Raw genomic sequence first — 14,595 nt, 5'->3', positions numbered from 1 at the left:
AAATATCACAAGTTTCAGGAAGTGGTCAGTGAGGTATTTTATGACCTCACTGAATCAATTATGACCTATCCTTTACCAAGTCGCCTTCAGTAAATAGGAACGAGTTCCCGTTTGAGCTTGCCCCGTACTATTAGTATAAGTATAAGTACCAGTTGCAACAATATCCCCAAAATTATTAATGCTAACAGCATTATTCAGGGTGACAGTTGCACCGTTATAGGTTAATGGTGTAGTGATTAAATTATTCAAATCGCTCATCACGCCGCCATTCCAAACATAAGCATGGTTTATACCTGAAGCTAGTTGGGAAGCTCCAATCACTTGTCCAAATTCATTGATTCCGTTAGCTGAACCAGTGTTACCACCAAGGCTACCCAGGTCTGTGAAATTTCCGTCTCTCAGTAAAAATGCGTCACTCGTTGCAGTTGCTCCCGAACCATTACTGGTTGAGCCAATGATATGACCCGCATCATTGATATCCCGTAAAGTGGCTTTTTCTGCGCCAAAAGTTCCCAGGTTTTGCATTGTATAAGTACCACTAGTATTTTTTTGCCAAATCACGGCCGTATTCACAAACTGATCATTGAGAGTGCCATCGCTGTCTACGTAGCCAACTATCTGCCCCTTATTATTAATACCGCGTGCAGTACCACCATCACCTCCTAAAGTTGTCAGTTCTTGGATCAGTCCATTTTCTGAGTAAATAGCTTTATCCTGACCTGAGGACAGGATATTACGCCCCACAACCTGGTTTAAGTTGTTCGCATCGAATAAGTAACTTTCAAGACCACCAAAGTCATTGATAGTTAAGTTGTAATTATTACCATTCTTTTGCCAAACTAATGCTCGATCTGTTGCTTTAGGTATGGGTTGACGCACTTCGTCTGCCGTTCCCAAAATGATTCCAGAATTGCCAATTGTATTAACATTGGTTGTCAGCAAAGTGACAGTTGCGCCATTAGCAGCACCAAAATCAGACTGTCCGTTTTTTATACCTGTATTAGTCAAGGCAGTTTGAGAGCCATTTTCCCAAATGAATCCTTGGCGGACATTATTTGTTTGAGTAACATTTGTTGTGGCGTTCTGGTTGATAAACGTTGCACCAGTATCATATCGCCCAGCAATTTGCCCAAAGTCGTTAATGGAGGCGGCTACCACTGTACCGTTAGTATTTGTACTTAAAGAACCCAAATCAGTAACATTATACCTATAGAGAGGTCTTTTATCTAACAAGGCTTGGGAACTCGTCGCTACACCCTTAAGAGTCGCCAGTAGATCAGTACCAGTTTTGACTAAGGTATCTGAACCTTGAGTAACAAATTGTAATGACTTGCCCAGTAAGCTTTCTCCCAAACTCACCTTATCGCTGTTGATATTAAACCCAAACACCGTGACAGAGCCGTTACCACCTTCAAGAATGATTTTATCTTGACCACTGCCCAGGACAATCCGATCATTGCCCGTACCTGCATTAATAATGTTCTTACCATTACCTGTATAAATGATATCATTACCATTACCTGTATAAATGATATCATTATTATCACTAGCATAAATGGTATCATTACCATTACCAGTAAGAACATTGTTAACACCTCCACCAGTAAAAATGGTGTTATTACCATTGCCGGCGTTGATGAAGTCTTGACCCGCTCCAGCATAGATGATATCGTTACCTGCTGCACTATTAATGATATTGTTCCCTTCTCCAGCATAAATTGTTGCTTGAGTATTACTGAAACTAGTAATTAAATCATTACCATTACCGTAAAACATCAACTCATTGGTATTTGGCATTAAGCCATAGTCACTTACAGGGTTTAAGTTCAAATTAAAACTCATAGCGTTAATTAGCTCCTTTTGTTTGCTATTAATGAGAATTACATTCAGTAAATTTAAGCCAAATAGCCATAACTTAATTGATATAAATAATCAATTAAGTTTACAACTCTATGCCGCAAAACCTAACACCCTAGCTGAAACGGCAAAGATCAGTAGGGTGAAAAACCTAATGGAGAAGGCTAGTTAAAAATTAATTTCCTAGAAAGCTCTTCTCCTATTTAAGAATTATTAGCAATAATTGCTGTTGTTCAGCCTAGCACAACTAATAAAAAAATTCCTAATAAATGAATGTAAATTAATGTTAAGTATTTTAATAAATTGAAGTGGCTACAGCTATAAATATAGTATACGTATACTATATTTATTCTTTACCATAAATATATGTAGATGATTCATGTATAAATATTTATACACACATCAAAGCAATTACAAGGCAAGTGATGTACAAGAAGTTAGACAGGACTTACGCAAAATATCTCTCAAACCCTCTTTTCTTCGTTCTCTTCGTTCCTATCCCTGACGGGACGCTCCGCGAACGTGGTTCATTATTCCGTGACTTGTGCGTAAGTCCTATTAGAATTAAACTCAGATAAACACAGATGAACACAGATAATTTTGTACCTCATTAGACTAGGAAACGCTTCGCATTTTTGGTACGATTTTGTATAATATTACAGAACCAGATTATCAAAACTAAATTACACCTCGTCAAGCTATAGAAATGGCATTTTTAGGAGGTGCAAAAGGTTTAAATATAGAAACTAAATTAGGTTCTCCTACCGTTGGTAAACAATCTGAATCTTGTCCACATTTTGTCCACGAAAATATTAAAATACCGAATATGGAGCGTGTTATTTCAGCCCTGGGAATCTGCATTTTTATTGCCATATCCTATGCCCTTTCTGTTAACCGTAATGCTGTGCGTTGGCGGACAGTTGTTTGGGGGTTAGGATTAGAATTTGTTTTAGCTTTAGTAATTCTCAAAACTCCTTGGGGTTTGAATTTATTTAAATCTTTAGGAAATATGGTTGCTAATTTTTTAGCTTTTTCTGATGTTGGGGCAAAATTTGTCTTTGGTGAAAATTTCAAAGATCATTTTTTTGCTTTTCAAATTCTGCCAACAATCATCTTTTTCTCATCATTTATTAGTGTTCTTTACCACTATGGTATTTTGCAAAGAGTTGTTAACAGTTTAGCATGGGTAATGATGAAAACCATGAAAACATCGGGTTCTGAATCTTTGTCTTGTGCGGGAAATATTTTTTTAGGACCTACAGAAGCGGCACTTATGGTTAAACCTTATGTAGCAAATATGACTCAATCCGAATTGCACGCCGTTATGACTGGTGGTTTTGCTACTATTGCTGGTGGGGTACTAGGTGCTTATTTATCTTTTGGCATTCCCCCAGAACATTTAATTGCAGCTTTTTTTATGACTTCTCCTGTTTCTATGATAGTATCAAAAATTATGTATCCAGAAACAGAAGTTTCGGACACTACTGGAAAAGTTAATATAGATATCAAAAGTAATTATGTTAATGTGATTGACGCAGCGACTTCTGGAGCAATTGACGGCATAAAATTAGCGGTGAATGTGGGAGTAATAATTATTGCTTTTTTAAGTCTATTGGCCGCTATTAATGCTGGTTTAGGTTGGTTGGGACAATTATCTGGTTATCCGCAATTATCACTAGAATGGATGTTGTCTTTTATTATGTTTCCTGTAGCCTGGTTAATGGGGATAACTTGGGCTGACTGTGGACAAGTTGGGGTATTATTAGGTAAAAAGACGATTTTAAATGAATTTATCGCCTATTTGGATTTGGGAGAACTGATTAAAAAACAGGAAATTTCTCAACGTTCAATAATTATTGCTACTTATGCCTTATGTAATTTTGCTAATATTGGCTCAATAGGAATTACCATTGGTGGGATGACAGGAATCGCACCAAACCGTCAAAAAGATTTAGCACGTATGGGTGTAAAAACAATGATTGGCGGATTATTGGCAGGTTTTATTACTGCTGGAATTGCGGGAATGTTGATTTAATCAGAATAAAATTACTGATAGATTTTAGCAGCATTTCTTAATTTTAAATTGGGTTGATGTGGGTTAAGTCATGGTTCAATAAAAACTTGTTGGTCTTGTTTATTTAATAATATTATTTTCTGATTTATGGAATTAAATCAACCTTACATAACTCAAGAATAGTATTAATAAACGCCTTTAATTCAGGACATTGATTAATGGAAACCATCAAATCTTGCCCTTTTAAAATTCTCGCAGCATCACGAATTTTATTGTAACTGCGTTTGCATTTACCTGTTTCAAATATTTCTTTAATTCTATAAGATGGTGGATTTCCATGATTTACCTTTTCTGGTAAACCTGCTGGTGATGACTTGTTAGATTTTGCTAAATCCTTAATTCTTGACCAATAAGGTAATAACCAAGCTTCAAAATCATACTGGGCTACATGAGGATAAAAATTAGGATTATTCCCTACCCATTCTCTCATTTTTGCTTTAGCATCTGCCCCATCTTGAAAATCATTAGTTCCTGTATAAACATCAGTTAAAGCAATTACCGCATCAAAATCATCTTTAACCAACAAGTTTTCTACAATACGCTTGAGTTTATCTCCTTTGGGAATGCGTCCATCATGGGGAATAAACTTGAGTTTGGGTATTTTTTGTAACCGTAATATGAGAAAACCTAATAAAACTTGCTTAAATGCTGTTTCCGTTGCACCCTCAACTAAAATTGCTATTTTCATGGACGACCTCCCATTAAATTCATTGCCCAAACTTGATCTAAACTATATTCTTCTAGCCAATGTTCTAAATTAAAACTATCACCCCATCTCATAGTAGTTAGACCATCTTCAGCATCACAAACTAACACTTCTTCAGGGTTCAAAAATCTAATTAATCTATCGGAATGAGTGGCCACAATTAGCTGAGTTTTTTGTGATGCTTCCCGCATCATATCAGCCAGTAATCTTAATAATTCTGGGTGTAAACTAACTTCTGGTTCATCTATAAGAGTAACAGCAGTTAAACCTGGACTTTGCAATAATGTTATTAACCAAATAAACCGCAAAGTTCCCTCTGATAATTGGTGCATATAAATAGGTTTAGAAAAATTCTTATCTTTCCATGTCATTGTGATAGTTCCCGCTGCTACGGGAGGAAAACCCAATCTTTCAAAATCTGGAAAAGCAGCAGTTAGAGTATCTTCAATAATTTCAAATCGTTCTGGGTCAGTTTCTCGTAAATAATAAAGACAGGAAACTAAATCTTCTCCATTAGCACCAGGTAATGTGGCTGGACGCATTGATTGTGGTAAACGAACTGGACTTTTAGGAGCAACATTCAATGCACCGTAAAATGTACATGATGCTAATCTTTTACGTAGATTCTCAGGTTCTTGATACATTTTGGGAACTTGAGCAAGAGAAGTTTCCAAGGGATTATGATCCCAATTTGGACGTAATAATGCTCTATCTTCTGTATTAAAATATTTTACATCCAGCCCACGAGAATCAATGTGTTTAAATGGCTCTAAAGCATGACGGTTATTTTGTTGAGTTAGTGTTTCTAGTGCAATTTCATAGGTCAAACCTTTTAGTGCAACTTCCAGTTGGTAATCAAGTGGTGCATACCCAGGTACGCTCATGGATAAAGAAATAGCTATACTATTTGCTCTATCACGGGTAACAATATCAGCTAGTCCACCCAATTCAGAAATTTTGTTTGCTAATTGAGCATTTGCTGATGCTGCTAAAAGTGAAAAAATTTCTAACAAAGAAGTTTTACCCACACCATTAGCACCAATCATGACTGTCAGAGGACGATCACGCATATCAACTTGTACATTAAACAAGCGACGATATCCTTCAATAGTTATCCGTTCAAATGAGTTCATAATCTAACTCTTGCCAATAATGGTAGTTTCTGCCAATCCTCTGACCAGTGAAGCCGGACTTTAAAATCTCCCTTCCCTGTGTCAGGGAGTGGGGAGTTAGGTTTTTCAGGCTTATTTGTCCTTTGTGATCCTTTTAAAAGGTATTTTTACTTCCCTTTACCAGGTTTGAGAGAAAATAACATCTCCATTTGAGTGATTGATTTACTAGGGCTATTCACAGTCACACCAACGCCACGAATAGAAGTTAAGATAGCAGTAGTATCTGGAGTTAGGAGTTGACTTTGGGCGGATAAATGCTTAATTATGTCGGTGGTTTTGTCCATATCTAAATAGAAATAACCGCCATTGGGTGTTTGCAAAGAACCTGTGACAGTTTTGAAGGTATCACTCTGATCAAGTGCTGTACCTTGACGATTTGCTAGGGTTTCTGCAATGGGTTCGCCAAGAGCTATAAATACGGTATCATTATCTAACCAACCATGGGAAACAAGAGCGCCTTGTAGGGGAATTTGCCATTCTGTAATGTTTTTACCACCAATATTTTTTTGGGCAATATTGAGAGATTGTTGTTTAGCAAGATTATCAAGTTTAGTGAGGGTGGCTTCAGCAGTTTTGCGATCGCTTGTATCTAAGACTAATGCACCTCCAAAACCGACACGAGCTAATAAACCTTGATTAGATTTTACAGCACCTAAGCCAAATTCTCCATTCATCCACCCAAAAATATCTTTATCTAAATCAATTTGTGTGGTTTTTAGTTGTGTCCGAGCTTGGTGAATTACTTGATTTAATTCAGGATAATCTTGAGATTGTTGCACAAAAGTTTGCCAAGTTTTACTAATACCTTTTCCACTAACTAAAGCAAAGGTTTCACTAGGAAATTGTCCCACAATTTTTGCTGAAGTAGTTTGATATTCAAATTTATTCAGTTGGGGATCTAAATTCACAGTTGTTTTTAATCTCAGTCCTGCATCATCTACTCCCACACCTGCTACTAATGATTTCACTTGCTTAATTTGTGTCAGAGCTTGGGGCGGTAATTGTTTAGACTGGGAATTTAATTTTTGTACCATGTTGGCATAATCGGGGACATAAATTTGAGCCAGACTATTTTTAACATCTACACCTTTACTGAGAAGATCGGATGCACCTTCTTTGTTTGCAAAGGAAGGTTCACCTTTATAGGTATCAATAGCTTTTTCTACAGTTTGTTTATTTGCTGTTAACAGCAAGTGGTTGTTATTCAAAACGGTTATATATTGTGATTGACCTTGACCTTTGCTTTCGATAATTTTTTCACCTTTATAGTCTGATTCCTTAGCTGTGATGTTTTGTGCTACTTTTAACTTATTAGCAAACTTCAGCGCAGCTATTTTGTCCTTAATACCTACTACTAATAAAATATTTGGTTCGGGTAAGCCTAAGTTAGTAGAGGGTGTCTTTTTCTCATCTGGTGGTAGTACCGCAATCATTACTCCACCAACCCAAGGTTTGATATCTGCTTCGTAAGAGATATTACTATCATTCAATATTTGTTGGTTAAAATCCTGTAACCCTTTTGTCACTAATTTCTGTGCTTCAGGTGTACCAAATTGCTGCAACTTATGCCACGATTCAGGATTAGTGTCAATATAAGTTGCCATTAATGCGGTTTTGGGTACTAATTTAGCACTGCCTAAAGGAATAGAGCTATCTGTATTACCCTTTAGATATATATAAGCTGCTATACCCCCTGCTAAGATTACAGCAGTACCAATTACAGGAATTAAAAACGATGATTTCTTGTCAGACATTGGTGAACTATCCTGATTTTAGTGAAATTGGTGACAGATGATATGAAATACTAATCGGTGGGTGGAGATTCCTCTAATCCAGAACAGATGGAAATCAAATATATTTTCAGATTTTTGTCGGTTGAGTGAATATCAGCAGATATGGGATATTGAGTATAAAAGAGTTAAATACACTCCGATTATAAACACAGTTTACAATCAAGTGGTAGAAAAACTTTAACTTATGGTTGTTCCAGCTTTGACCATTTTTTATCCCTAATTTCCGTTAATTTAACTGTATTTACTGATAAAATCTGGAGTTTATGCTCACCAATAAATTGCAATTAGCTTTAAATAATACTCCTCTATGGTTAGAATTGAATCCGCAAATGATATCTTATTGCTTTAGCAACAACTCACATTCCTCTAGACGGTTCAGGACTATAAGGCTAGTAATAATCAATGTCGCAGTTTCATTTTGATATCGAAAAAACCGGACACAAACGGTTTGAGTTACCAGGAGCAAAACCACACTATAACCCTGACCGACCCGGACAGGTAGAACATATTTTTTTGGATCTAAGTTTGGATATCCCCAACCAAAGATGCTACGGAACTTGTAGTATCCGCTTATTACCAGTCCGTAATGGTATTGATAGATTAACTTTGGATGCTGTCAATCTCCAGATTAAATCGGTACAAGTAGATGAAGTTGAGCAAAATTTTGAATATGATGGGGAAAAGCTCTGTATTTACCTATCACAACCCACAAAAATCGGTTTTCGTCTGTTAATTGCGATTAATTACTGTGCTGAAAAACCCCAGCGGGGAATTTACTTTATTCAACCAGACAAACACTACCCCGACAAACCCACCCAAGTCTGGACTCAAGGAGAAGACGAAGACTCTCGCTACTGGTTTCCTTGTTTCGACTACCCAGGACAGTTATCAACTTCGGAAATTCGCGTTTGTGTTCCTAAACCCTTGGTTGCTATCTCCAACGGGGAACTAATTGACACGGTAGAAGAAGGAAAACATAACAGCTACCATTGGTCACAACAACAAGTTCATCCTACTTACTTAATGACTTTAGCTGTTGGTGACTTTGCGGAAATCCGGGATGAGTGGCATAATAAACCAGTTACCTATTACGTCGAAAAGGGACGAGTTGTAGACGCTCGACGCAGCATGGGTAAAACTCCCCAAATGATTGAGTTTTTAAGCGAAAAGTATGGTTATCCTTACCCTTTCCCCAAATATGCTCAAGTTTGTGTAGATGACTTTATTTTTGGAGGAATGGAAAATACTTCCACCACTCTATTAACTGACAGATGCTTACTAGACGAACGAGCTATATTAGACAACCGCAATACTGAAACTTTAGTCGTTCACGAACTCGCACACCAATGGTTTGGAGATTTGGTAGTCATTAAACATTGGTCTCACGCTTGGATTAAGGAAGGTATGGCTTCTTATTCTGAGGTAATGTGGACAGAACAGGAATATGGTTCTCAAGAAGCCGCATATTACCGCTTATCGGAAGCGCGAAGTTATCTTAATGAGGATAGCAGTCGCTACCGTAGGCCAATGGTAACTCATGTTTACCGAGAAGCGATCGAACTTTATGACCGCCATATTTATGAAAAAGGATCTTGTGTTTATCACATGATTCGGGCAGAATTGGGAGATGAGTTATTTTGGCCAGCTATCCAAACTTTTGTCCAGGACAATGCTCACCGCACTGTGGAAACTATAGATTTATTAAGAGCCATTGAAAAAGCCACTGGAAGGAATTTGGCTTTCCTTTTTGATCAATATGTCTTTCGTGGTGGTCATCCTGACTTTAAACTAGCTTATTCTTGGGATAGTGATGCAAATTTGGCGAAGGTGACAGTCACCCAAACCCAAGCTAAAGCCGAAAGTAAGGATTTATTTAATCTCAAAATTCCCATTGGTTTTGGATATAAGGAAAATCCACAGCTAACAACTTTTACCGTGCGGGTACATGACAAAGAACAAAGTTTTTACTTTCCTTTAACAGAAAAACCCGATTTTATTAGTTTTGATGTGGGGAATAATTACTTAAAAACCGTTACTTTAGAATACCCGATTTCTGAATTGAAAGCTCAGTTAGAATTTGATCCCCACCCCATTTCTCGCATTTATGCAGCAGAAGCTTTAGCGAAAAAAGGCGGATTGGAAGCAACTCAAGCCCTATCCTCTGCTTTGAAAAATGATCCATTCTGGGGTGTGCGTGTTGAAGCTGCTAAACAATTAGCAGAAATTCAATTAGATCAAGCCTTTGATGGTTTGGTAGTTGGCTTAAATGATCCTAGTCCTTTTGTGCGTCGAGCCGTGATTAGTGCTTTATCACAAATAAAAACTCATAATAGCTATAAGGCTGTAAAGGGTTTTGTCCAGAATGGGGATGAAAGCTATTATGTAGAAGCTGCCGCTTGTAGAACTGTTGGGGCTATAGCAGCGGCGCATTTAGAAGATAAACCCCATGAAGATAAAGTAATTAAACTGCTAAAATCTGTATTAGAGGAAAGAGCGGGTTGGAATGAAGTAGTTCGTAGTGGAGCTATAGCTGGTTTAGCTGAATTTAAAGCCTCGGAAGCAGCTTTAAATTTAATACTAGAATACACAAAAATAGGTGTACCACAACCCTTACGGCTCTCCGCAATTCGCGCTGTCGGGAAAATTTCCACTGGCCAAACTCCTGCTAATATAGACAGGATTTTAGATCGATTATCGGAAATCGCCAGGGAAACATTCTTTTTAACTCAGGTAGCAGTTTTAACAGCTTTGGGACAAATGGAAACCCCAAAAGCGATCGCAATTTTGCAATCTTTAGCGAATCAAACCGCAGATGGGCGCGTCCGTCGCTACGCTGAAGAAGAAATAGCCAAAGTACAAAAGAATATTGGCACAGACAAAACCCTGAAGCAATTACGTGAGGAACTAGATCAAATCAAACAGCAAAATCAGGAATTGAAAAGCCGTTTGGAAAATCTAGAAGCCAAATCAAAGTAAATAAGCTGTTACCCAGCTAAATTCTACAATCCTGACGTGGCTAAATCTTGTGGTGCGGGCATCCTGCCCGCTATAATTGTGGTTAGGTAGTTATTACTTTAAGTGGTGTAACTTTCTTTTTCTTAATCAGGATCACGAAAATGGCAAGGAATCAACTAAAATTAAACTTGACTCCTTGAGATTCCTAAATATATTACTTTATCTATGAATCAATCTAACTTTCCACGTGCTAATACTCTAAAATCTGCTTATAATGCTTGCACTTTAGGACCATTAGACGGTGAACAAATAGAACAATACTATGTTGATTTATCAGCAGTACGTAAATCTTCAGCCGTTGAGGGTGTAAGCACAATTTTAGACTTTCAAGAATCTGGAGATTATACCACTATTTTATTTACTGGACATCAAGGTTCAGGCAAAAGTACAGAATTAAAAAAGATTCAAAGTCAATGGGAACAAAACTATCATGTAATTTATTTAGAAGTAAATGAAGAAACAGATATTAATGATGCTAACTATACAGATTTATATTTAATTGTCATTAAACAAGTTGAATTTACTTTGCGAAAATTAGGGTTAAAGTTTGATAAAAAATTATTAAATAGTTTTGAGAATTGGTTTAAGGAAATTATCAAAGAAAATGAAGAAAGTGTAGAAAAATCTGTCAGTGTAGAAGCAGAAGCCAGTTTAGAAGGTGGTGCGCCATTTATTGCAAAATTAATGGTCAAGTTATTGGCACAAATCAAAGGTTCTTATACACAAAAAACGACAATTCGCCAAACTTTAGAAAAAGATATTTCTCGACTCAAGGCAGATATCAACCTATTGTTAGATGACGCTTCTAATAAATTAAGAAAAAAATATCCAAACTATAAAGGCTTCTTAATTATTTTTGATAACTTAGATCGCACTCCTCCTCAAGTTGCAGATCATTTATTTTTTGAATACGCAACCCAACTACAAGAACTGCATTGTACAATTATTTATACAGTTCCTATTTCTGTTTTGTGTTCGCCGAAAAATCCCCTAGCTCAGTTTAATGGTAATCCTCACATTGTGTCAATGGTGAATATATACCAATTTGATCGGAATGGGCGTGATTTAAACTATAATCAAATTGGATTAGATGCCATAGCAAGTTTAATTGAAAAACGAGTAGATGTTGATGCTGTGTTTAATTCCCGTCAGGAATTGCTAGAATTAGCTCAAGCCAGTGGTGGTCATGTGCGTCAACTAATGCAAATGATGAGGTCAGCTTGTCTCACAGCAAGCACGAAGAAGCATCCTAAAATTTTAGCAGAAGATGTGATTTATGCTATAAAACAACAACAATTTAGTTTTGAAAGGTTTATTCCCAATGACCATTATCAATTGTTAGCGCAAGTTTATCTGAATAAAGATGTCAGTAAAGATGATAATGGACAGTTAATGCTGTTTAATACTTCTGTTTTAGAATACAATGGCGATAACCGATGGAATTATCCTAACCCAGTGGTGATGCAAAATGAATTATTCCGAAAAGCACTGGCAGAAATTACAACATGATTTTAACGCCGAATTGGGGCAATTTATCGCTCTAAATCAAGATATTTTGGCGGAATTATTGACATTTATAGATTTTTCGGAAAAGTTTACTTTGGGATTTATTGAGATTAATTTCCCTCCTCATGGAGAGTTATTAATTGAGGCATTAAAAACAAATTCCCCATGTGAGGAAATTCAATTTGTAATTCTCAAATTTGCTGATCCTAATTTGCGCTTTTTACGTGATGCTATTATTCAGGAATTAGCAAAAATTGAGCAAGAAGCAAATAAAAAGTTAGTATTAATTATTCAAGGTTTAGAAAAATCTATTGGTGTGTTTGGTGAATATCCACCCCTTTTACAAGATTTGAATTTTGTCAGGGACGCTTATAAAAAAACCGTTCCTTATCCTATATTATTTATTTTACCAGATTACGCTATTAACCGTTTAGCTAAATTTGCCCCTGATTTTTGGGCTTGGCGTTCTGGTGTATTTAGATTTAAAACTTTAGAAAAAACTAGAGAAAATGCGATTACTCAAACTTTAGAATCTAATATAGAAATTGATAGAGTAGAACCACAGGAAAAGCAAGAAAGAATTGAGATTTTACAAAGTTTATTGATGGAATATAAGCCTACTGGTGAGCAAACGAATGATGGTAATTTACGCAGGTATAGCAATATTTTATTGGAGTTGGGAACAGCTTATATTAGTCAACATCAACCGAAAACAGCGAGGGAATATTTAGCAGAAGCTTTACAAATTGCGGAAAAATTAGCAGATGTTAATTTTCAACTTCAGGTTTTGAATAAAATTGGTGATGCTTTTGCTGAGGAAAGGAAGTTTGAAACAGCGATTGATTATTATCAACAGGGTTTAGATATTGCGCGGAAATTAAATAACCGTAATGGTGAAAGTTATGCTTTGTTTAAATTAGGTAATGCTTATTTGAATTTACGGCAATTTTTAGAAGCTAGAATATATTATCAACAGTGTTTAGAAATTGATCAAGAGTTAGATGATCATGATCATCAAGGTAGAACCTACCACAATTTGGGAATAGTAGTCCAACAAATGCGGGAATATGCCCAAGCACTGGACTTTTATCAACAAGCTTTAGCTATCAAAATCGAATTTGGGGATAGATATTCTCAAGCCTCAACTTACCACAATTTGGGAATAGTAGTCCAAGAAATGCGGGAATATGCCCAAGCACGGGACTTTTATCAACAAGCTTTATCTATCTTTATCGAATTTGGGGATAGATATTCTCAAGCCTCAACTTACCACAATTTGGGAATGGTAGCCCAAGAAATGCGAGAATATGCCCAAGCACTGGACTTTTATCAACAAGCTTTATCTATCTGTATCGAATTTGGGGATAGATATTCTCAAGCTAGAACCTACCACAATTTGGGAAGAGTAGCCGAAGAAATGCGAGAATATGACCAAGCACGGGACTTTTATCAAAAAGCTTTAGCTATCAAAATCGAATTTGGCGATCGCTATTCTCAAGCCTTAACTTACCACTGTTTAGGCACTCTAGCAGAAGCACAGGAAGATTATACAGAAGCTAGAACAAATTTACAAAAAGCCTTAGAGATATATATTGAATATAAAGATGAATATTGGGGAAATATTGCGAGGGAGAATTTAGAGAGATTACCAGATTGATGGAATAGCAACAACTTTTTAAAGTGCTTCCCATTCATCTCTACTAATTTGAGCCTGTTTTAATATTTTTGCTAGTAAGCTTTTGCTAATATCTCCTTCATGAGGATTAGGAATTATTAATCTTGGAGGGTGTTTGAAAAGTCATGATTAATGTATCAAATATTTTTGACCCCTCCCTAACCCTCCCCTTATTAAGCAGGGGGTTTTCATTCTCCGAGGTAAAGAAGAAAAGAATAGTGATCTTTTCTTGATAAAATCAAAAAGAGATCACTAATGTTTCAATTTTTCAATTATGTTAAATAGCTTAATCGTAAAACTCAAAGAAGTCAAGGATTTCCGCCAATCTCAAGGAAGAAGGCATGAGTTATGGGTAGTCCTTACTATTATTATTTTAGCCTTATTAACAGGAAATGTTAGTTATAAGCAAATTACATCTTTTTGCAAAGCTGAAGAGGAAAAGCTGATTGAAATGTTGTCTATAACCTCAAAAACGCTCCCGTCTTATAGTACAATAAGAAGAGTAATGCTCGGAATAAATATTATAGATATACAGTCAATACTTACATCAATAATTAACAATTATTATTCGCCAAAATCTCAGGAAGATTGGATTGCTATTGACGGGAAGAGTTTAAAAAACACTCTGACTGATTATGAGGAAAAATCCCAGAATATGTTAAATGTGGTATCTTGGTTTAGCCAAGAAACAAAGTTAATAATTAAGGTAGAAATTCAGGAGAATAAAAAAAAGTCAGAAAGTGCTGTAGTCCGCTCTATGATAGAGAATTGCGATTTATCTAATAAGGTTTTTACTT

At 36.3% G+C, this 14,595-nt stretch carries 9 protein-coding genes and 1 pseudogene; 6 read left to right on the top strand and 4 right to left on the bottom strand.

What is annotated here, in order from left to right:
- Positions 1 to 72: 72 nt before the first annotated feature.
- Complete coding sequence (locus H6G25_RS11655; RefSeq protein ID WP_190392624.1) at positions 73 to 1,842, bottom strand: hypothetical protein; 1,770 nt, start codon at positions 1,840 to 1,842, stop codon at positions 73 to 75.
- A 652-nt stretch (positions 1,843 to 2,494) separates the two neighbouring features.
- Between H6G25_RS11655 and H6G25_RS21180 the strand changes: the two are divergent.
- Positions 2,495 to 2,641 (top strand): annotated as a pseudogene (locus tag H6G25_RS21180) (amidohydrolase); the annotation flags it as partial.
- A 42-nt stretch (positions 2,642 to 2,683) separates the two neighbouring features.
- Positions 2,684 to 3,892, top strand: a complete 1,209-nt coding sequence (locus H6G25_RS11650) for a NupC/NupG family nucleoside CNT transporter (RefSeq protein ID WP_190392708.1) — start codon at positions 2,684 to 2,686, stop codon at positions 3,890 to 3,892.
- Positions 3,893 to 4,016: 124 nt separating this feature from the next.
- On the opposite strand, the gene H6G25_RS11645 is transcribed toward H6G25_RS11650, so the two are convergent.
- The 3 genes from H6G25_RS11645 to H6G25_RS11635 form a co-directional block, all read right to left on the bottom strand.
- Entirely contained in the window at positions 4,017 to 4,619 is a 603-nt protein-coding gene (locus tag H6G25_RS11645) for a DUF4276 family protein (RefSeq protein ID WP_137906245.1), read from the bottom strand.
- Positions 4,616 to 5,770: an AAA family ATPase gene (locus H6G25_RS11640; protein ID WP_190392623.1), complete on the bottom strand. Its 1,155-nt coding sequence runs from the start codon at positions 5,768 to 5,770 to the stop codon at positions 4,616 to 4,618. Before H6G25_RS11640 ends, H6G25_RS11645 begins: the two co-directional genes overlap by 4 nt.
- A gap of 146 nt (positions 5,771 to 5,916) precedes the next feature.
- Entirely contained in the window at positions 5,917 to 7,563 is a 1,647-nt protein-coding gene (locus H6G25_RS11635) for a DUF3352 domain-containing protein (RefSeq protein ID WP_190392622.1), read from the bottom strand.
- A 441-nt stretch (positions 7,564 to 8,004) separates the two neighbouring features.
- Between H6G25_RS11635 and H6G25_RS11630 the strand changes: the two genes are divergently transcribed.
- From H6G25_RS11630 to H6G25_RS11615, 4 genes are all read left to right on the top strand, one after another.
- Positions 8,005 to 10,578: a M1 family metallopeptidase gene (locus H6G25_RS11630; RefSeq protein ID WP_190392621.1), complete on the top strand. Its 2,574-nt coding sequence runs from the start codon at positions 8,005 to 8,007 to the stop codon at positions 10,576 to 10,578.
- A 204-nt stretch (positions 10,579 to 10,782) separates the two neighbouring features.
- Complete coding sequence (locus H6G25_RS11625) at positions 10,783 to 12,126, top strand: P-loop NTPase fold protein (RefSeq protein ID WP_190392620.1); 1,344 nt, start codon at positions 10,783 to 10,785, stop codon at positions 12,124 to 12,126.
- Positions 12,086 to 13,780, top strand: a complete 1,695-nt coding sequence (locus H6G25_RS11620) for a tetratricopeptide repeat protein (RefSeq protein ID WP_190392619.1) — start codon at positions 12,086 to 12,088, stop codon at positions 13,778 to 13,780. Before H6G25_RS11625 ends, H6G25_RS11620 begins: the two co-directional genes overlap by 41 nt.
- Positions 13,781 to 14,072: 292 nt before the next feature.
- A partial coding sequence (locus H6G25_RS11615; RefSeq protein WP_190392618.1) for an ISAs1 family transposase occupies positions 14,073 to 14,595 on the top strand: 523 nt, incomplete at its 3' end.

This window comes from Dolichospermum sp. FACHB-1091 (assembly GCF_014697585.1).
In the GTDB taxonomy this organism is placed as follows: Bacteria; Cyanobacteriota; Cyanobacteriia; order Cyanobacteriales; family Nostocaceae; genus Dolichospermum.
Note: the sequence above shows the minus strand (reverse complement) of the source record. Positions and strands in the feature narration are given on the sequence as shown.

Coding starts and splice junctions, on each gene's coding strand:
- H6G25_RS11635 (WP_190392622.1), bottom strand. CDS start 7,563: ATGTCTGACAAGAAATCATCGTTTTTAATTCCTGTAATTGGTACTGCT.
- H6G25_RS11655 (WP_190392624.1), bottom strand. CDS start 1,842: ATGAGTTTTAATTTGAACTTAAACCCTGTAAGTGACTATGGCTTAATG.
- H6G25_RS11620 (WP_190392619.1), top strand. CDS start 12,086: ATGAATTATTCCGAAAAGCACTGGCAGAAATTACAACATGATTTTAAC.
- H6G25_RS11645 (WP_137906245.1), bottom strand. CDS start 4,619: ATGAAAATAGCAATTTTAGTTGAGGGTGCAACGGAAACAGCATTTAAG.
- H6G25_RS11630 (WP_190392621.1), top strand. CDS start 8,005: ATGTCGCAGTTTCATTTTGATATCGAAAAAACCGGACACAAACGGTTT.
- H6G25_RS11625 (WP_190392620.1), top strand. CDS start 10,783: ATGAATCAATCTAACTTTCCACGTGCTAATACTCTAAAATCTGCTTAT.
- H6G25_RS11640 (WP_190392623.1), bottom strand. CDS start 5,770: ATGAACTCATTTGAACGGATAACTATTGAAGGATATCGTCGCTTGTTT.
- H6G25_RS11650 (WP_190392708.1), top strand. CDS start 2,684: ATGGAGCGTGTTATTTCAGCCCTGGGAATCTGCATTTTTATTGCCATA.